Below are 22096 nucleotides of genomic sequence, written 5' to 3' on the forward strand. Positions count from 1 at the left end.
ATTAATATTGCTTTCTTTGCTAAAATTTTGCTCTATTTTTACTATATTTATTTTAACAATAAAAATATTCATCTAAGAAGTTTTAAGATAATTCTTTGAATTATGTATAAAAATTTAAATTATGTATAAAAATAATAGCATTATATGTAATTAAGCAATATATCATAAATTATATCTATTTATCCTTTAAATATTGCTAAATTAGTAAGATTTTGATTATAATGATCTTTTTTATTAAAAATTTTTTATAAAAATTATTAGTAATCAATAGCAAATTTTAAATTTTATATTATTAATAATGTAATTTTTGGTATAAATCAAAATATTAAGTTATAAGTATAACTTTTAATAAAAATATACAATTTTATTGTACAAAATTAGTTGTAAATTAATTAAATAATTATTTTAAGTATGACAATTGTTCTGCAACAAAACATTAATAATCCTGTTTTAGATAACAAAAAACATTTACTTTATCCAAGAAAATTTTTTAATAGAGCATTTAATATTGGGGAAATTGATGAGATTCCATATTTAATTGCAATGCAAATGAAATCATATAATGATTTTTTGCAAAGAAATATACCCCAAAATGAAAGAAAAAACATAGGAATTGAATCAATATTTCAACAAGTCTTCCCAGTTGTTAATGAAACAACAACTATAGAATATATGGGATATGAGATGGGAGATCCAAAATATGATCCATATGAATGTCAACAAAGAGGAGTTGATTATTCTGCTTCGTTAAAAGTTATGTTGAGAATGATAATATGGTCAATTGATGAAAATGGGAATAAAGAAGTTGATAGTATAAAAGAACAAGTCGTATATATGGGTGATATCCCTTTAATGACAGATAGTGGCACTTTTGTTATTAATGGCTCACAAAGAGTGATAGTTTCTCAAATGCATAGATCTCCAGGTGTTTTTATATTTAAAGATAATGGTAGGAGCAATTCATTGGGAAAATATATATATTCTGCTCGTATTATTCCTTATCATGGTTCATGGCTTGATATGGAATATGATGCAAAAGATCATATGTATTTTAGAATTGATAAAAAGAAAAAAATCCTTTTGAGTACATTATTGTATGCTTTAGGGTTATCAAGAGAAGAAATTTTTAAAACATTCTATGAAATTAAAGAGTATACTTATCATGATGGTCATTGGATAAGTAATTTTGATATACTTGATTTTGCTGGGATGAAAGTAAATAAAGAAATTATTAGTTATGATAATGAAGTTTTAGTAGGAGATAATACTAGAATAACTCCTGGAATTATTAATAAGTTAAAGAAAAAAGTAGGATGTAAATATTATGCATCAGAGGATGAAATATTAGGAAGATATTTTGCAGATAATATTACAATTAATATAGAAGATAATAATGATATATTTATTCAATCTGGTGATCTTATAACAAAAGATCTTTTAGATTATATTAAGAATCGTGATGGAAAAATATCAGTTCTAATGATGGGGGGGATAAAAACAGGTGATTATTTACGTACTACTGTTTTAGCAGATAAAAATACTAATAGGGAAGAAGCTCTTGTTGAAATATATAGGATACTTCGCCCAGGAGAACAGTTTTCTTTAGAAGTTGCTGAGAAATCTTGGTATTCAACATTCTTTGATCCAGCTAAATATAATCTATCAGCGATAGGTCGTATGAAAATGAATCTTTGTCATGGAGTTAACATTTCAGAAGATGTAAAAGTATTAAGAAATGAAGATATTATAGAAGTTATTAAAAATTTACTTGCAATCAGAGATGGAAATGGAGAGGTAGATGATATAGATAGTCTTTCTAATAGACGTATAAGAGCAGTTGGAGAATCAATAGAAAATTTATTTAGATCATGTTTATCACGAAATGTTCGTTCTATAATTGAAAAAGCATCGGATTCTACAGTGCTGCATTATTTTGTTAATCCAAGGCTTTTAGGTGGTGTTATTCATGAATTTTTTAGTACTTCCCCATTATCACAATTTGTAGATCAAACAAATTTACTATCTGAAATCACACATAGTAGAAGAATATCAGCATTAGGACCTGGAGGATTAGACAGAAATAGAGCTGGTTTTGAAGCTAGAGATGTCCATTCATCGCATTATAATCGTATGTGTCCTATTGAAACACCAGAAGGGCCAAATGTAGGATTAATAAATTCTCTAGCTATGTATGCTAGAATTAATAAATATGGTTTTATTGAAACTCCATATATTAAAGTAGATAATGGAAAAATCACAGGAGAAATACATTATTTATCTTCAATAGAAGAGCAAAAATATATGATATGTGCATCAAATGTTGAAAGAGATAAAAATGCATATATTTTAGAAAAAAGAGTGATGTGCCGTAAAGACGGTGATTTTATATCTGTTCCTATAGAAGAAGTATCTTATATTGATCTTACTGCAACACAAATTGTTTCTGTTGCAGCGTCACTTATTCCATTCTTAGAACATGATGATGCAAATCGTGCTTTAATGGGAGCTAATATGCAAAGACAAGCTGTTCCATTAATAAGGCCACAAGCTCCTATAGTTGGTACTGGAACAGAATCTGTTGTTGCTAAAAACTCTGGATCTGTAGTATTAGCTAAAGAAGATGGTATAGTTGAAAGTGTTGATGCAAATCGTATAGTAATTATTTCGTTAGATTCTAATATTGAATCTAAAATCAAAATATATAATCTTAATAAATATCAAAAATCAAATCATAATACTCTTCTTAATCAAATACCTATTGTTAATGTTGGTGATTATATTAAAGCAGGTGATGTTATTGCAGATGGTTCCTGTACTGAAAAAGGAGAGTTAGCATTAGGAAAAAATCTGTTAGTAGCATTTATGCCATGGAATGGATATAATTTTGAAGATGCGATAGTTATTTCTGAAAGAATGGTGAAAGATGATGTTTTCACTTCAATACATATCCAACAATATGTTATTGAAGCAAGAGATACCAGACTTGGACAAGAAAAATTTACTCCTTTTATACCAAATGCATCTGCAAATTTGCTTAGTAATCTTGATGAAAGTGGAATAATAAGAATAGGAGCAAAGGTAAAAGGTGGAGATTACTTAGTTGGTAAAGTTGCTCCAAAAGGAGAATCTCTATTAACTCCAGAGGAAAAATTACTCCAAGCAATATTTGGAGAAAAAGCAAGTGAAGTCAAAGATGCTTCTCTTAGAGTGCCACCTGGGGAGAGTGGTACTGTTATTGGGGTAAGAATTTTTACTAGAAAAGGGATAGAAAAAAATGAAAGGGCAATTCTGCTAGAAAGAGATGAAATAGAAAAATATAGTAGAGATTACGAAGATAAAATAAGAATTTTAACTGATTTTGTTAAAAATCAAGCTATTGAAATTTTTTTAGGAGAAAAATTAATCAAATTAAGAAAAAAAATACTAAAAAATTGCGTAATTGTTACAAAAAACTTAATTGAAAATTCTAAAATAGATGAAATTTTTGATTTTGTTTTTGAGAGTGAAGAATTAATGATTAAATTACAAAATTTAAATTCTTTTTACTATAATTATGCCCAGCAATTTAAAGAAGAATTTGATAAGAAAAAAGATAGAATCCAAAGTGGAGATGATATTCCACAAGGTGCTCTTCAAGTGATAAAAATCTTTATTGCAACAGAAAAAAGAATTCAAGCCGGTGATAAAATGGCAGGACGTCATGGAAACAAAGGAGTTGTTTCTAAAATTGTACCGATTGAAGATATGCCATTTTTGGAAGATGGAACTCCTATTGATATAGTTCTTAATCCTATAGGTGTTCCTTCAAGAATGAACATAGGACAAATCTTGGAAACTCATCTCGGATGGGCTTCATCTAATCTTGGTAAGAGAGTAAGAAAAATAATTGATAATTATTATCAACAAAATGATCAAAAAATTTTAAACGATCTACGTGAAGAATTACTAAAAATATATAAAAATCAATATGATGAATTAAAAATTAATAAAAATAATGATAAAATATGCAATGATTTAAAAACTTGTAGTGATTCTACATTACTAGAGGTTGGTGAATATTTAACAAATGGTATTCCTTTTGCTAGTCCTATATTCTCAGGTGCTACTGAAAATGATATCAATAACATTTTAAGTTATGTAGGATGTGATACTTCTGGACAAGTAAAACTAATAGATGGTCGCACTGGTGAATATTTTGATAGACCAATAAGTATTGGCTATATATATATGCTTAAGCTTGATCATTTAGTTTATGATAAAATGCATATGAGATCAACTGGTCCATATGGATTAGTTACACAACAACCATTGGGAGGTAGATCTCATTTTGGTGGACAGCGTTTTGGAGAGATGGAGTGTTGGGCATTAGAAGCATATGGTGCAGCATATACATTACACGAATTATCTACTATAAAATCAGATGATGTTGTTGGTAGAACAAAGATTTATGAAAAAATATGTAATAAAGAGGAAGGATATATTTCTCCTAGTTTACATGGGCCTGAGTCATTTCATGTAATGGTTATGGAATTAAGATCTTTATGTATAGATATTCAAGAAGTTTCTATTATTAATAATAGACTAATAGAAGATATAGAAAACTCAGATAATCAAAATAATTTAACAAATGATCATATTTCTAATGCAGCAGCAATTGATCAAGATAATAATCAAACTCTCATTTCAGAAGATGTAGATCATAAAAAATGTAACCGTCGTAGTATCAACATTATAGATCTTGAAAAAAATCCTGAAGATTTTGTAAAATCTAGAGATGCGATATCTATTTCTTTAGCTAGCCCAGAAACTATAGAAAAAATTTGGTCGCATGGTGAAGTAAAATTGCCTGATACTATTAATTATAGAACAGCTAAACCAGAAAGGGGTGGAATGTTTTGTGCTGCTATATTTGGACCAATAAAAGACTATGAGTGCTTATGTGGCAAGTATAAGAGAATGAAATATAGAGGTATAATCTGTGAAAAATGTGGTGTTGAAGTAACAGTTTCTCAAAAAAGACGCAGGAGAATGGCACATATTAAATTAGCTTCTCCTGTTGTACATATATGGTTTTTACGCTCTTTACCTTCTAGAATTTCTACATTATTAGATATATCTCTTAAAGATGTAGAAAGAGTTCTTTATTTTAATGTATATATTGTTTCAAATCCTGGATTATCTCATTTTCAATATGGACAAATAATAAATGATGATGAATACCACAATGCTTTAAATCAATATGGAGAAGGAACATTTGAAGCAGGAATGGGTGCAAATATCATACGTAAAATGCTTGAAGAATTTAATCTTCATGAAAATAGAACTATTTTAAGAGAAGAGCTCATTAATTGTAATTCTGAAATAAAAAGAAAGAAAATTGTTAGAAGATTAAGATTAATAGAAGATTTTATAGATTCTGGTGTAAAACCGGAATGGATGGTATTAACTGTACTTCCAGTTATTCCCCCTGATTTAAGACCTTTAGTTATGCTTGATGGTGGTAGATTTGCTACATCTGATCTCAATGAATTGTATCGTAGAGTTATAAATCGTAATAATAGGTTAAAAAGGTTATTAGAACTAAAAGCACCAGAAGTTATTGTACATAATGAAATGAGAATGTTACAGGAATCTGTAGATGCTTTGTTAGATAATGGAAGAAGAGGAAAGACTGTTACTACTACTAACAAAAGACCTTTAAAATCATTAGCAGATATGCTAAAAGGGAAGCAAGGAAGATTTAGACAAAATCTCTTAGGAAAAAGAGTTGATTACTCTGGAAGATCAGTGATAATTGCAGGACCGCATTTAAAGTTGAATCAATGTGGACTTCCTAAAAAAATGGCACTAGAATTATTTAAACCTTTTGTTTATGCTAGACTTGAAAAGCGTCAAATAGCAATTACAATTAGTGCTGCAAAAAAAATAGTTGAAGCAGAAACTCCTGAAGTATGGGATATTTTAAGAGAAGTTACTAGAGAGCATCCTGTTTTACTAAATCGTGCTCCTACTTTACACAGATTGGGAATACAGGCATTCGAGCCTATTCTTATAGATGGTATGGCTATCCAACTTCATCCTTTAGTTTGTACAGCATTTAATGCTGATTTTGATGGAGATCAGATGGCTGTTCATATACCACTTTCACCAGAAGCACAGAGTGAAGCTAGAATATTAATGGCATCAACTAAAAATATTTTATCTCCTGCAAATGGGAAGCCAATAATAGTGCCAAGTCAAGATATAATACAGGGTTTGTATTATTTAACTATAGAATTGCCTGGTCAAAAAGGTGAAGGAATGATATTTGCTAGTTTTGCAGAAGTTGAATATGCTGTATTTTTCAAATTATTAGATATTTCAGCAAGAATTAAATGTCGTTATAAGATTCTTGATCTAGATGGAAAGTATGTAACAAGATTAATAGAAACAACTGCTGGTAGATTAATTTTTGCTGAAGCTCTTCCAGAAAATTGCAAAATAAGATTCGATCAGATAAACAAACAAATGAATAAGAAGGAAGTATCGAATTTGATAGAAAGTGTTTATAAAAATAGTGGGCAGAAAAATACTGTTAAATTTGCTGATAATATTATGCAATTAGGATTTAAATATGCTTGTAAATCTGGATTATCTTTTGGTAAAGATGATATGGTTGTTCCTCATACTAAAACAAAGCATGTTAATGATGCTAAAGAGGAAGTGAAGCAATATGAAATGCAATATTCGGATGGATTAATTACTTCTGGTGAAAGATATAACAAAGTTGTTGATACATGGTCTCGTTGTACAGATTTAATAGGTTCAGATGTTTTGAAGTATATATCTTTAAACAAAAATGGTTATCCTATAAAAAATGTTTCAGAAATAAATAGTATATTTATGATGGCTGATTCTGGTGCTCGTGGGTCAGCAGCACAAATTAGACAGCTTGCTGGTATGAGAGGTCTTATGACTAAACCATCTGGGGAAATTATTGAAACTCCTATTGTATCTAATTTTAGAGAAGGACTTTCAGTTTATGAATATTTTAATTCTACACATGGTACTAGAAAAGGACTTGCAGATACTGCATTAAAAACTGCTAATTCTGGTTATCTTACCAGAAAATTAGTTGATGTATCACAAGATTGTATAGTTATTACAGATGATTGTAATACTGATAAATCAATAACTGTGGGGGTTGTAATGGAGAATGGAGAGATTGTTGTACCTCTTAGAGACCGGATATTAGGTAGAGTAGCTGCAATTGATATATATTATCCAATTCAAGATAAATTGGTAATAAAGAAGAATGAAGTTATAGATGAAAAAGTGATAGATATTTTAGAAGAAGCTGGAATAGATTCTATTAAAGTAAGATCTCCTATTATGTGTGATACAAAAGGTGGTATATGTGTGAAGTGTTATGGTCGTGATTTATCCAATGGGAAATTAGTAAAAATTGGAACTGCTGTTGGTATTATTGCAGCTCAGTCGATTGGGGAACCTGGAACACAGTTAACTATGAGAACCTTTCACATTGGTGGTGCTGCTCAAAAAGCTGTTTTACAATCTAGTGCAATTGCTGCTCATGGTGGTATTTTAAGACTAAGTCATAAAAACATTGTTATTGATAGTAAAGAAAATAAAATTGTTATGAGTAGAAATTGTGAAGCTATTATTATAGATGAAAAGGGTTGCGAAATAACACGTTGTAAATTGCCATATGGATCAAGTCTTTTATTTGATGAATATGATAATATAAAAATTGGTGCAAAATTAGCAGAATGGGATCCATTTACAATTCCAGTAATAACAGAAAAAACTGGAATAATATCACTTGTTGATTTAATTAAAGATGTTTCTGTGAAAGAAGTAATCGATGAAGTTACAGGTATGACCAGCTATGTTGTTATGGATAGTAAAAGCTATAAGAAAACAGCTGGAGATCTTCATCCATCTATTGTTCTTCAAGATCAAGATGGAAAAGTATTGATTTTAGCTAATGGTATGGAGGCAAAATATCATTTACCTGTTAATGCAATATTAAGTGTAAAAGATAAAGATAATGTAAATGCTGGAGATATAATTGCACGTATACCAAAAGAATCGTCAAAGAGTCGCGATATCACAGGAGGATTACCACGTGTGGTTGAAATGTTTGAGGCACGTTATCCTAAAGATCATTCTATTATTAGTGAAATAGATGGTTATGTTGAATTTACTAAAGATTATAAGTCAAAAAGACATATAATAATACGTTCTGATACTAATCCAGATCACTTTGTAGAATATTTTATTGCAAGAGGTCACAATATAACAGTTCAAGATGGAGATTATGTTAAAAGAGGTTATTTACTAATGGAAGGAAGTCCATCTCCTCATGAAATATTAAGAATTATGGGTGTTGAAGCCTTAACTCATCATATAGTAGAAGAAGTACAACAAGTATATCGCCTACAAGGTGTAAATATAAGTGATATACACATTGAAGTTATTGTTAAGCAAATGTTACGTAAAGTAGAAATAACCCGCCCTAATGGTACAGTATTTTTAGAAGGTGAAAAAGTTGACAGAGAAGAATTTGAAGAAATAAATAGAAAAACTATTGCTCTTGGGTACGAACCTGCAGAGTGTATGTGGGTTTTACAAGGAATTACTAAATCTTCTTTACAAACTAGCTCCTTCTTAGCAGCTGCATCTTTCCAAGAAACAACTAGAGTTATTACTAATGCTGCACTAGCAGGAAAGACAGATGAGTTACGTGGACTAAAAGAAAATGTTATTGTAGGAAAATTAGTCCCATCAGGATCAGGATATTGTTTTATGAAAGTAAAAGATCAAGCTTTAATACGTGATAGAGAAGTAAGAAAAAAATTAGAAGAGCAAATTAAAGATGAAAAATTGCAGGAGTCAATAGATAAATTAGAAAATGATAATGAGATCTCGGTTGCATCGTCTTAAGAATCACATTAAAAATTAAAAAGTGTAAAATTTATGGATATTATAGATTTACACTTATTAATTCAAAGTTAATTGGTATAATATTTTCTTTATATATATTCAATTTTATATGAAAAATACTAAATAAATAGTAAGTTATTTTTCTTATAAAAGAATGTATTATTTTAAATGTATTATTATTAATATATATTTGTATACTTTTATTACTATATTCTATATTTTTTGATTCTATTTTTACTAATGCATTTTTGTCAATAATCAATCTAAAATTTTTTGTTAATAAAAATAATTTTAGTTTTTTTAATTTTTTTATAAAAAGTATAAAATATATTTTATATTTCTTTGAATTAATATTTTTAATAGGTGTTATTTCATATAATTTTATAAATTTGTAAAATAATTTGATTAAATCAATAGATATTTTACATCTGCAATATTTTATTTGAAAAAAAATCTTTTTTTTTAATAATACATAACCTATATTAATGAAATAATCTTTGTAATTAGGATTTCTAGATAAATAATCTAAATAAAAATTATATTTTCTTCCTAAAAATTTATTAACAGTTTTTATATCTCCATATTTTATATATTCTTTTATTTTAGAAGAAGAAATTATATTATTATTAATCTTAATACATGGTATTGAATGATATTCAATATTATAAGTAGTCTGATTATACTGATTATATTGATCTATGTATTTTTTTAAAAAAACAGAATTTCCAGATTTATTTTTACCAAAACAAAAATTTTCTCCTGTAGTGATTGAAATAACTCTATTACTAATAAGTATTTTGATAAAATCTTTTGCTCGAGTATTAGCTAGTTCTTCGTTAAAATCTAAAAACCATATTTCATCAATTCCTAATTTCGCAATAAATATAATTTTTTCTGATAAAGATATAATATTTTTATATTCTCGGTGAAAATTACTTTTAAATTCATTGGGATGTGGTAAAAAAGTAATAACCACAGATTTAATATAGTGATTATTAGATTTTTTATATTTTTTTTTAGATTTAGTGATGCAATAATTAATAACAGATTTGTGTCCTAAATGAACACCATCAAAATTTCCAATAGCAACAGAATAATAGGAAAATTCATCTGATATATTATTTTGCAGATCAAATAGAGAAAAAAATTTGATTTTAAGGTTATTTTTAAAAATTTTCAGATTTAAGTCAATTTTATTCATTTAAAATAAAAATTTAGTTAAATCTTAGATTTAATTACTAATTTTTTAAAATATCTAAAATTATTTTTTTACTCTTTCAATATATTCACAACCTTCAATTTTAACAATAATTCTTTCACCAGATTCAATAAAAGGTGGCACCATTATTCTAACTCCATTACTTAAAGTAGCAGGTTTATAAGATGCAGCAGCAGTTTGACCTTTAATAACAGTTTCACAATACTTTACAGTAGCAATAACTGTTGTAGGTAATTTAACAATTATAGGAGTATTATTATAAAATTCTACTATAATATTCATTTCCGGTTCAATAAATAATCTTTGTTGCTCATCTGTAATTAAATCAATATTTAAATTAATTTGTTCAAAAGTATTATTATCCATAGCAACAAAAATCTTATTATTATTATCAGTATATAAAATTTGATAATCTTTTGGATTTAAAGCAGCTTTACTTATAGTTTCACTACTTCTGTAACGAATATTTATTTTTGTTCCATTTTTTATATCTTTCATTTCAACTTGCATATATGCACCTCCTTTCCCAGGTTGTGTATGCATAGTTTTTAATACTAGCCATAAACGATTATCATGATCTATTATATTTCCGATTCTTATATCATTTGCATTTATTTGCATATAACAAGTTATTTTTTTATTTTATATTTATTTTAATTATGTTATTTTTATGAGATGATTGTTTTTGAGCATTAACTTTTTAATTTTTTTATAAGAATTAATTCCAATATTTTTTAATATCAACAAGTTTTTATAAAATTCTGTAAGAGTATAATGCAACAAATTCAATAACAAATAGTAAATCATTGCTATTTTCTGTCAATATAAAATGCTTATAAAAATAGATAAAATATATTTATAACAAATTAATTCATAATATAATAATGTATTATTAAAAATAATAAAATGGAAAACAAATCAAAAAAACTATTTTATAATTATCCAGCAATTATTGTTTTAATTTTTTACCCTATACTATTAATAGTACTTGCTATTCTATATAGCAAGACTTTTGGTATAGATAAGAAAGATATTATTATTGCCACAATTGGATATTATATTTGTAATATAACTGTTGGTATAGGATTACACAGACTTTGGGCACATGGATCATATAAAGTAAAACCTTGGGTAGAAACAGTTTTAATGATTATTAGTGCTGGTTGTTTACAAGGTCCAGCATTAATTTGGGCATCAGATCACAAATTCCATCATTCTTATGCTGATGGTGAAAATGATCCCCATACTCCAGTAAAATATAAAAATAAATTAAAAGGATTACTATGGGCACATATAGGTTGGATGTTAGTAAGTGAACATGAAAATAAACATATTGATAAAGCTACAATGCTTACATTAGGTAGGAGAAAAATATTATTATTTCAATTAAAATATTATTGGCAACTTGCAACATTTATGAATATCATACCACCAATGATATTGGGTATGTTTATTTATAATAGTTATTCTTTACATGCCGCATATGCGGGATTTTTATTTGTTGGATTAGGTCGTGCTTTACAACAACAGATGACATTTTGTGTAAATTCTGTATGTCACTTTAAAGGTACTAAAGAATATGCAAATGATAGTTCATGTGATGTGTGGTGGATGGCACCAATGGTTCTTGGTGAGAATTGGCATAATTTTCATCATGCTTTTGGTAGAGATTATAGAAATGGTCACAAATGGTATCATTTTGATATGCATAAATGGATAATATGGGGAATGTATAAATTAGGTCTGGCTTGGGATTTAGTAATTACATCAGAAGATCGTATCAATGCAACAGTGATAGAAATGAAAAAAAATACTATAAAACCAAGAATGGAATCATTAATAGCTGCAGCTGAAGCAATAGCAAATGTTGCATCTATTAGATCTAAAGAAATTAGAATGTTTATAAGTGATGTAACTGATAATATTTGTGATGCAAATCAAATAATATATACAGAATTTGATGAAATCAAAAAATATTTATTACATCATAGTTCTGATAAAATTGATGAACTTAAATACAATATAACAAATAAATTTAATAAAGTTAATAAATCTCTTGAAGATCTTCAACAAAAAGCTAAAGATTTTGCTGAATTTGCTAGTAAAAAAATCGAAAATAGTAGAACTTTAAATTTGAATTTTTTAGAAAAAAGCTTAAAATATTTGCATAAATTGAATATAGAAGCAGAAAAACTTGGAATTCAATACAGTATTAATTAAAATATTTTTTACTACTAATATATTTATAAAAAATAATTCATAATAGAGTATCTTATTATAATAATATAATTCATTATATTTTATTATGAATTAATTCATTCAGTATAATTAATTATATATAGTAATAAATACATATCAAAAAAAATAATTGACAATATTATATAGAAAACTATACTATTCGATAGTCTAACTATAAAATAAAATTAATTTAAATATCAATAGTGACAAAAATAAAAGAATCTAAATTTAGATCTAGCCGTCGTCTTGGTGTTAATATATGCGGAAGTTCAAAAAATTCTTTTAATAAAAGAAATTATCCACCTGGAGTTCATGGTCAAAGCTCGCACACTAAAAAGCTGACTACTTATGCAACGCAACTTAGATTTAAACAAATACTCAGAATAATGTATGGTATAAGCGAAAAACAGTTACGTAACATTTATTTAAAATCAGCAAAGAAAAAAGGTGATACTGGTGAAAACATGATAGCAATGTTGGAATCTAGGTTAATGACAGTAATTTATAGAAGTAAGTTTGCTTCATCTATATATGAAGCGAGACAGCTTGTTGGTCATGCGCATTTCTTAGTCAATAACTCTAAGGTAAATGTTCCTAGTTATCAACTAAAAGTAGGAGATATAATTTCTATAAAAGATAAATCTAGAAAATTGGAAGTTATTAAAAGGGCTGGTGATAGCTCTGAAAGAATTATTCCTGAATATCTATCTTTATCACGAGATAATATGTCAATATCTTTTGATGATATACCATCTTTATCATTCGTTCCGAATAATTCTATTATTCAAATTGGACAAGTAATAGAATATTACTCCTCATAATATTTTTCATAATCTTAAATTTAAATTAAAATTAGATTAAAAAATTATTATGTTAGAATTATTGTGTTAGAAGTATATTTTTAGTTCTTTTTTGGATTTTTTAGCGTTTTTCTATATCCGATGAAAAATTTAGGATTAGATGGATGGCTTTTAATAAATAAGCCTATTGGAATTAGTTCTTTCAAGGCTCTTTTTCCTATAAAAAGACTCTTGAATAACCTATCTGATACAAAAATTAAAGTTGGTCATGCTGGAACTTTAGATCCTGAAGCATCTGGTCTTCTTTTAGTTGGAATAGGAAAAGCTACTAAATTAATGCAATATGCTGTTAATGCAAATAAAGAATATGAATTTGCGATAAAATGGGGTGAAAAAACTACAACTGATGATCATACTGGTGTAATTATATCTGCTAGTAATATAACTCCCGAATTAAATGATATAAATAAAATTATACCTCAATTTGAAGGTAGTATAAAACAAATTCCGCCTCAATATTCTTCACTGAGAGTTAATGGTAGAAGAGCTTATATGTTAGCTAGACAAAAAAAGGAATTCTGTTTAAAATCTCGTGATGTTATAGTAAACTCATTAGAGATTATATCTCATGATATAAAAACAAGGTGTACAAAATTAAGAGTAAATTGTTCATCTGGATTTTATATAAGATCTTTAGCAAGGGATATGGGGGATGTTTTAAGATGTTATGGTCATACTATCTCAATATATCGCACGAAAATAAGTGATTTTTTAGTTGAAAATTCTCATAATTTAGAATATATAATAAAATTGGCTGCTACCTCTGTTTCAACATTTGAACAATGGTTTCATGTCAATATAAAACCATTAAATATTATATTTAAATGATGAAAGTTAAATAATTTTATTTTAAAGTAAATTGTAATCAAATAAATATGACTAAGCAATGGTTTAGTATTTTACTTCTACTTTTAATATAAATAGTTGCAGGTTTATAAATCTACATGTAGAAGTAAAATAAAAATCATTTGCATTTCATGAATTCGACATATCAGACGGATTAATTAGATTAAATCTCATTATCAGGTGACTTGTCATAAATTAATAAAAATTAACAAATATAAAAATGACAAATTTAAATAAAAAAGATATCATACAAAAATTTCAACGTGATCATAACGATACTGGTTCTACAGAAGTTCAATGTGCTGTTTTAACAGCTAGAATTGAGGAAATATCTAATCATTGTTTTGTATATAAAAAAGATCACCAATCTCGTAGAGGATTAATAATGTTAGTTGCTAAAAGAAAAAAATTGTTAAAATACTTAAATAGAACTAATAAAGAAAAATACATAGAATTAATGAATAAATTAGGGTTAAAAATAAAAAATTAATATTTATTAGATATTTATTAGATATTTTTATTTTTTTATAAATTTTTTTAAAAAATAAAGTAAAATCTAAAAAAAATTTAAAAATTCATTCCAAAAATTTTATTGCATTAATAATGCAGTAAATTAAGTTAATTCTATTATTTATATTTAAAATACGTGAAAATTATATCAAATGAGATAAAATTAGGTGATAAAAATTTAGTTGTTGAAAAGGGGTTTTTAGCTAATCAAGCAGATGCATCTATTGTTGTAAAATCTGGTAAAAGCGTTATTTTAGTTACTGCAGTAGCTTCTCATGAAAACCTTATAGGTTCTATTGATTATGTAGGCTTAAGTGTTAATTATCAAGAAAGATCTTATGCAATTGGTAAAATTCCTGGTGGATTTACCAAAAGAGAAGGTAAAACGGATAACGATATATTATATTCAAGGATTATTGATCGTTCTCTTAGGCCACTGATAGATGATCATTATCTTGCCGAAGTTCAAATAACCGTAAATGTGTTGTCTTATGATCCAGATGCATTAAGTTTAGATGTAATGTCTATTATTGGTAGTAGTTTAGCATTGCAGATTTCAGGAGTACCATGTACAAAATCAGTAGCAGCAAAAAAAATAATAGAAAAAGGAAAATTTAAATCACATTCAAAAATTGATTTAACTATAAGTTCTACTAGAGAATATATTACTATGATTGAAGCTGCAGCAGAAGAAGTTTCTATCGATATATTAAGAAATATAATATCTGATGTACAAACTAGTCTTTTACCAATTTTGGATATGATGGATGATTTTGTTCAAAAATGTGGAAATCAAAAACATAAACTTCTATCTAAAGTTGATGAAATAAAAAAGATTTGTAATGAATATATTTCATTAATTAACAATTCTGATTATTTAAAGGATTTTGAAGATGTTTTATTTAATAGTAGTAAAAAAGATAGTAATCATAAAATTATTAATATTAGAGAAGCATTATTAAAAAATATACTTTATATTCATCCAGATGCTAATCAAAATATTGTAAACCTTGCAATTAGAAAGATTGAAAAGAATTTAGTTAGAAGAAAAGTTATAAAAGATAAAAAAAGAATAGACGGTCGTCAAAGCCATGAGATAAGACACATATCTTGTATTACTGGATATCTTCCATCATCTCATGGATCTGCTATATTCACTAGGGGTGATACTCAAGTTCTTGCTGCTGTGACTTTAGGTGGATCACAAGATGAGCAAATAAAAGATTCTTTAAATGGAGTATATTACGATAATCTTATAATTCATTATAATTTCCCTTCATTTGCTACAAATGAAATTGGGGCTGCGCGTTCTCCTGGGAGAAGAGAAATAGGCCATGGAAATCTAGCATATAAATCCTTAAGATCTCTTATTCCATTAAAGGAACAGGGTCGTTTTGGATATACAACTAGAGTTGTTGCAGAAGTTTTAAGCTCGAATGGATCATCATCTATGGCCACAGTCTGTGCTTCTTCTCTTGCAATGCGTGATGCTGGTGTTCCAATATTAAAGCTTGTTGGTGGTATAGCAATGGGGCTAATAAAAGAATCAGATAATATGATGATTTTATCAGATATAACAGGAAATGAGGATTCTTTAGGTGATATGGATTTTAAAATATCTGGCACAATCGATGGAATAACAGCATTACAAATGGATATAAAATCTCCTTTGGATAATAGTATAATTATAGGTGCTATAAATCAATCGTCAGATGGATTAAAACATATAATTAATATAATGAATTCTTGTGAAAGAAAAGATACAAATATAAATTTTGAATCATCGCCTAAGGTTAAAAATGTTACTATAAGTGAATCATTAGTTAAAAAAATAATAGGTCCAGGTGGAAGAGTAATTAAAGATATATGTGAAAAAAGCGGTGCTAAAATAGAAGTTAATAATAGTGGTATTATAAGCATTATGGCACCAAACCAAAATTCTATGAAATTTGTTGAAGATTATATTAAGGAGTTAGTAGATGGGCCTAAAATAGGATTAATATGCGATGGTATAATTTCAAAAATCGCAGAATTTGGCCTTTTTATAAGATTTGGTCGTGCTTATGAAGGGTTAGTTCATATTAGTGAAATAGGAGATAAATACATTGATTCTTTATCGGATATTTTTAATATAGATCAACAAATTAAAATAAAAGTTATAGAAATAGAAAAATCTGGGAAAATCAGATTAAAAATAGTAAATGATGATAATTGCAATGATTTAAATATAAACGATAATATTAATATCAATAAAGAAAAAAATGATAGCAAAAATTTAACATCTAAAAATAAAGATGTGAATTGTTCTACTAATGCTATTAATAATAATTCTATAAATAATCAAGAAATAGATATAACTAATCAAAATTCATTAAAATCAAAACAGAAAAAGAAAGTTCCTAAATTATTAAATAAATTTTCATCAAAACAAAATACTACACAAAAAACTAAATCTGGTAAGAATGAAAAAGATGCAAATTTGGTAGATTCTTCTAAAGGGGAAAAAAAAATAAAAATTTATCAAAATTTAGATAATAATTCTAATACCTCTAATTCTATAAAATACAAAGAAAAACAAGATAAAAGTTTTGATAAGGTAATAGATAATTCTAATATTTCTGTTGATATAAATAATCAAGAAAATCAAGAAAATAGTAATGAAAGTAAAATTAATATTCAGTATAAAAATACTAATGGGCATCAAAAAAGGCGTTTGAGGTTTTTTTGAAAAAATCATTTTAAATAAGAAAATAAAAAATTACATAATTACATTAATAAATATATATTAAGCATTAAGCTAAACTATTGTCTTAATTGACTAAGAATATCATTGATATATATTTTATCGATTTTATTATCACTATATATAGTAGTTATAGAAGGAAATTTTTTTAAGATCTTATTACGAAACCAAGTATTTTGTCTTTTTGCATACTGCCTAGTTTTGCATATTATTTTTTCTTTCATATTATTTATATCTATCTTTCCTTTTATATAATCTATTATTTCATTCAGTCCTATTATTCTTGGTAATGAATATTCTTTATTATCATTTTTATATTTTTGAGTTAAATTCATTATATTCTCTACTTCATCAATAACTCCTTCTGCAATCATTTTATCAAGCCTAAATATTATTCTTTCTTGTAGTATTTCCTTTGGTGGATCAATATATATTAATAAAAATTCATTTTCTTTGTATTTATTTGATATTTGATTATGATTTTGCCATGTGGATAATTTTGTACCTGTACTTTCATAAAAACTTAAACCACGTATTATCCTTTGTTTATCATTATGCGAAAGCTTAATAGCTAAATCTTTATCTAGATAAATTAATTTATTATATAATTCTTGAACGCTAATTTTTTTCTCATTTATATCATTTTCATATTTTCTATACAAACAAGTAGAATGACTTGGCATATTATTAATTCCTTCTATTAAACTACTAATATACATTCCTGTACCTCCTACTATAACAGGAGTGATTTTATTAATTCTAGACGTATCTATATTATCTATACATAAATTAAGCCAGCTTTTAACTGATTTATCATCTTTATTATCAAAAATACTCCATATTCTATATAAACTACTAAGAGATATAATTTTATTAGAATTATATTTTTTATAATCTGAGGGTATAGCAGTAAGAATAGGTAATTCTTGATAAAGCTGTGCAGAATCTCCATTTATAATCATAAAATCTTTATTTGAAGAATTATATATTTTATCAGATAAATTTGATTTTCCAGATGATGTTGCTCCAAATACAACTATTATTTTTGGTAATTTTTCCACTGTGTATTTTGTATTATTTTTTTCTTATTTATATACTAAAATTTTTTATTAAAATCTTTTGTTCAGTAGAAAATTTTTCCATGGCATATCTTAACATGGTTTTTGGCATTTTATCTTTATAGTTACAAAGAAATGATACTAACCTTATCTCATCTTTTTTCCCTGCTTCTCTTAACATCCAACCAACAGCTTTATGTATAAGATCATGTTGATCATTTTGTAATAATTTTGCTATTTTAAATGTCCATTTAAGTTGATATTTTCTTATAAAATATAATGTTGCAATAATTGCAATTCTGCGTTCCCATAAATTTGAAGATCTTGCTAATTCTTCAAGTAAGGAACGATCTTTATCAAAAAGATGTGCTCCTATAATTAGATGTGCAGAACTATCTACAAGATTCCAATTATTTATATAATATAGATTTTTTTTATAAAATTGATAAATTTCTTCTTTTTGTTCTTTTATTGATGTTTTATATTTATAAATTAATATCATGAGAGTTAATAATCTTTCTTCATTAATAGGAGATCTTATTAGAATATCTAAATCTTCTATATAACAATCATAGACAAAATTTTTTGCAATTTTTCTCAAAGTTGGAACAGTTACTCCTATAAATTTATCGTTTTCTGCATATTCACCAATTCCCGTTTTAAAAAAAATAGATACTTTTTCTGGAGTTGAATCTATAGAATCGTTTAAAGTTTTTTTTATTATTTGAATTGTATTCTGCATTTATTTTTTTAATTAATTTAAGTTTTAATAGTATTAAATTACTATCATTAATTAAAATAAAATAAATAAATTTTTTATTTTTTATTTTTAAAGCTTTTTTTGCTGGATTTTATTTCAGTATATAAAATAAATATTATTTAAGGATAATCAGTACTAGGAAATGTGGTGTAATTTTTAATCTTGTTATTAGAGAAGATATAAAAATATGCGAATTATTTCTTTTATTCAGAAATTAATTTAAAAATTTAAAAAATTATTTAATTTTAAAATATTTAATTTTAAAAACCTTATTAATTCAAAAAATTATAAAATAATGCAATAACGTATTGTTATATGATTTTTGTAGTGAAAATAAATACAAACTAGAAGAAAAATGCGTAAAGATATAAATTACTTTAGTATTTCCCAACTTATTATCTTACTAATTTTCTTAAGTAAGATATCCTGAGAATATTTTTTTGTTCTACTTAAAATTTTACTTTTTAACTTAAAGTAGAGAATATAACACTTTTAATAATCACTTTACAATAAATAAATAAGATTAAAAGCTTTCCTGCTAATATATTAAATATATTATAGTATAAGAAAAGAAAAAGAATATTTATTATTTGTATTTTATTTTTTGTAATTAATAAAAGAACAAAATAATAATATGTAAATTACAATTAATGTACCTAATTTTTAAAATAAAATTATTTATCATTTTTAATATAAATAATATTATTTATATAATAATGATTATTATTTGTATTTTGCTTATTTTTTACTTTATATATCTTTATCTATTGAAACTTTTGTAAAATGCCAATTAAGATAATTTTCTTATACCGGGTAGACAACCAGCTGCTGCCATCTCACGAAAATTTATACGACTTAATCCAAAATATCTCAAATATCCTCTAGGGCGACCAGTTTTCCAACATCTATTCCTAACTCTTAGTTTATAATTAACACCCAAATTTTGGAGCTCTTTTATCGCTTCCATTCTATTTTTTAATGGTATATTACAATCTCTTATTTTTTTTCTTAAAGAGAGACGAATACTATCATATTTATTTGCTTTTTTTATTTTTTTTTGGTTAGAAACAATTTTACTAACTTTAGCCATATAAGATTTAAATAAAAATATTAGATTTTTCTAATTGGAATTCCCATTTCAGATAAGAGAGATATAGTACTTTGGCGACTATCAGAACGAAAAACCATTGTAATATTTATACCTCTAGTTTCATTGATTGAACTACGTGCATCATCAACTTCAGGAAATATAGTAACATCACTAAAACCACAAGAAAAAGCATTTTTAGTAATTGATTTTTCATTAAAACCTAAAAAATTTCTTTCTCTAAGCAAAGCAACATTTATAAACCTCTTGACAAAAGACCACATAATTTTATTTCTAAGCGTGACCTTTGCTCCCACTTTTTGCCCTTTAAATATACGAAAGGTGGAAATGCTTTTTTTAGCAATTGTTCTCAAAGGTCTTTGACCTGAGATTAAATACAAATCCTCATAATCTCCACTTAGCACAACATAATATAACTTAGAAAGCTTAGTAGAATGAGAAGAAGGTGTTAGATCTGAATCTTTTAAATTTAACATAAAAAACCTTATTTAATATTTGATATAATCTAATAAAAATAACTAAAATTCTAATATAATTTATGCAAATTATTAAGTTTTAATTAAGAAAGAAGAAAATAAATTATTTTTTTATTACATGAATGGCGGAGGAACAGCTTCTCCAGATAGTAAACAAACCCTATATTTATTTCCCGTTGAATCATATTTATAGCCAACTCTAGAAGGTTTACCAACTTTAGGGTCTAGCATAGCAACATTAGAAATATGAATTCCTGATTCTTCCATAACATGTTCAAATTCACGTTTTGATCCTCCTTGTTTAGCTTTTCTTTTTTTGATAACATTAACACCTTCAATACAAACTTTATAATCATACTTTATTTTTTTCTTAGAAAAAAATGCTGGAAATGAAATAACTTCTTTAACAATACCAGTTTTACCTTTGTGATTTCCTGATATTACAATTACTTTATCTCCTTTACGTATTTTTCTTTTAGTTTTTATTTTTCTCACTACGGAAGTCATATAAAAATATATTATTGAGTTATTTTATAATTTTTGAATTAATAAAATTAATAAAGTTAAATAATTTTTTAAATTTTTTTAAATTTTTAAATAACTTCGGGCGCAAGAGAAACAATTTTGGCATGTTTTACTTCTCTAGCAACGGGACCGAAAACCCTAGTACCTATAGGTTGATTATCTTTGGATATTAGAACAACAGCATTATCATCAAACTTTATATAACTACCATCAGTTCTTCTTTTTTCTTTTACAGTTCTTACAAGAACGCCTCTACATACTGAACCACTTTTAACTTTAGAAGTAGGGGAACAATCTCTAATTGATACAACAACAAGATCGCCAACAGAAGCACTATCTCCAGATCTTATTACATCAATACATTTAACTTTGTGTACTCCAGTATTATCAGCAACATTTAATAAAGTCCCTTTTATAACGCACATATAAAAAATTTATTACAGTTAGAAAAATATATAATAAAAAGCTATAAAATTTATAATTTTGTGATAAAAAAATAAATATCTATAAAAAATATATAAAACAAATTAAATTTTACGTTCACATAAAAAGAACTTCTTTTTTGATATTTTTGTACAGGAAGAAACTACAACCTCATCCCCAACTTTAATAGAGTCACAAAGACTTTTGTTAATATGAACGAGTAGAACTTTAGTTTTCTTGATTAATTTTCTATATCTTTTATTTTCTACAAAAGAAGAAAAGCTAACTCTAGCAGTTGGATAAGAGATTCTTTCAACTATACAGTTTAATTTTTTCATTTTTTATATATTGAACAATGTGGTATTTTATATAATTTATATTATT

The 22096-nt window shown here is 26.1% G+C and carries 14 protein-coding genes and 1 pseudogene; 6 read left to right on the plus strand and 9 right to left on the minus strand.

The genetic code is table 11. The annotated features are described in order from the left end of the window. Positions 1-411: 411 nt before the first annotated feature. Positions 412-8946 carry a DNA-directed RNA polymerase subunit beta' gene (gene rpoC / locus Lyticum_RS04170; protein WP_322498586.1) on the plus strand — a complete coding sequence of 2845 codons (8535 nt, stop codon included), beginning with the start codon at positions 412-414 and terminating at the stop codon, positions 8944-8946. 40 nt (positions 8947-8986) lie between these two features. Here rpoC and Lyticum_RS01645 read toward each other — a convergent pair whose 3' ends face one another. Together Lyticum_RS01645 and efp are read right to left on the minus strand one after the other, a co-directional pair. Beyond that, the gene (locus tag Lyticum_RS01645) at positions 8987-10147 is read right to left on the minus strand and encodes an FAD synthetase family protein (RefSeq protein ID WP_322498587.1); all 1161 of its coding nucleotides are present in this window, start codon (positions 10145-10147) and stop codon (positions 8987-8989) included. A gap of 60 nt (positions 10148-10207) precedes the next feature. Beyond that, complete coding sequence (gene efp, locus Lyticum_RS01650) at positions 10208-10786, minus strand: elongation factor P (RefSeq protein ID WP_322498588.1); 579 nt, start codon at positions 10784-10786, stop codon at positions 10208-10210. 285 nt (positions 10787-11071) lie between these two features. On the opposite strand from efp, the pseudogene Lyticum_RS01655 reads away from it, so the two are divergent. The 5 genes and pseudogenes from Lyticum_RS01655 to Lyticum_RS01675 all read left to right on the plus strand — a co-directional run. After that, positions 11072-12133 (plus strand): annotated as a pseudogene (locus tag Lyticum_RS01655) (acyl-CoA desaturase); the annotation flags it as partial. Positions 12134-12606: 473 nt separating this feature from the next. Continuing rightward, positions 12607-13224, plus strand: coding sequence for a 30S ribosomal protein S4 (gene rpsD, locus Lyticum_RS01660; protein ID WP_322498590.1), 618 nt, complete (start codon positions 12607-12609; stop codon positions 13222-13224). Between the two features lie 120 nt (positions 13225-13344). Beyond that, positions 13345-14091, plus strand: coding sequence for a tRNA pseudouridine(55) synthase TruB (truB, locus tag Lyticum_RS01665; RefSeq protein WP_322498591.1), 747 nt, complete (start codon positions 13345-13347; stop codon positions 14089-14091). A gap of 238 nt (positions 14092-14329) precedes the next feature. After that, positions 14330-14599 (plus strand): 30S ribosomal protein S15, encoded by a 270-nt coding sequence (rpsO, locus tag Lyticum_RS01670; RefSeq protein WP_322498592.1) that lies wholly within the window; start codon positions 14330-14332, stop codon positions 14597-14599. Positions 14600-14755: 156 nt separating this feature from the next. Further along, positions 14756-17347, plus strand: a complete 2592-nt coding sequence (locus Lyticum_RS01675; protein WP_322498593.1) for a polyribonucleotide nucleotidyltransferase — start codon at positions 14756-14758, stop codon at positions 17345-17347. Positions 17348-17421: 74 nt separating this feature from the next. Here Lyticum_RS01675 and miaA read toward each other — a convergent pair whose 3' ends face one another. The 7 genes from miaA to rpsQ all read right to left on the minus strand — a co-directional run bounded on the left by miaA (position 17422) and on the right by rpsQ (position 22050). Beyond that, positions 17422-18423 (minus strand): tRNA (adenosine(37)-N6)-dimethylallyltransferase MiaA, encoded by a 1002-nt coding sequence (gene miaA, locus Lyticum_RS01680; RefSeq protein ID WP_322498594.1) that lies wholly within the window; start codon positions 18421-18423, stop codon positions 17422-17424. A 28-nt stretch (positions 18424-18451) separates the two neighbouring features. Further along, entirely contained in the window at positions 18452-19162 is a 711-nt protein-coding gene (locus tag Lyticum_RS01685) for a DNA alkylation repair protein (protein WP_322498595.1), read from the minus strand. 808 nt (positions 19163-19970) lie between these two features. Beyond that, positions 19971-20270 (minus strand): 30S ribosomal protein S14, encoded by a 300-nt coding sequence (gene rpsN, locus Lyticum_RS01690; protein WP_322498596.1) that lies wholly within the window; start codon positions 20268-20270, stop codon positions 19971-19973. Between the two features lie 20 nt (positions 20271-20290). Further along, positions 20291-20764, minus strand: a complete 474-nt coding sequence (locus tag Lyticum_RS01695; RefSeq protein ID WP_322498597.1) for a 50S ribosomal protein L5 — start codon at positions 20762-20764, stop codon at positions 20291-20293. Between the two features lie 114 nt (positions 20765-20878). Continuing rightward, complete coding sequence (gene rplX, locus Lyticum_RS01700; RefSeq protein WP_322498598.1) at positions 20879-21271, minus strand: 50S ribosomal protein L24; 393 nt, start codon at positions 21269-21271, stop codon at positions 20879-20881. 86 nt (positions 21272-21357) lie between these two features. Beyond that, positions 21358-21714: a 50S ribosomal protein L14 gene (gene rplN, locus Lyticum_RS01705; RefSeq protein ID WP_322498599.1), complete on the minus strand. Its 357-nt coding sequence runs from the start codon at positions 21712-21714 to the stop codon at positions 21358-21360. Between the two features lie 102 nt (positions 21715-21816). After that, positions 21817-22050 carry a 30S ribosomal protein S17 gene (gene rpsQ, locus Lyticum_RS01710; RefSeq protein WP_322498600.1) on the minus strand — a complete coding sequence of 78 codons (234 nt, stop codon included), beginning with the start codon at positions 22048-22050 and terminating at the stop codon, positions 21817-21819. Positions 22051-22096: the final 46 nt, after the last annotated feature.

The sequence above is a fragment of the Lyticum sinuosum genome (assembly GCF_034471385.1).
GTDB lineage: Bacteria > Pseudomonadota > Alphaproteobacteria > Rickettsiales > Midichloriaceae > Lyticum > Lyticum sinuosum.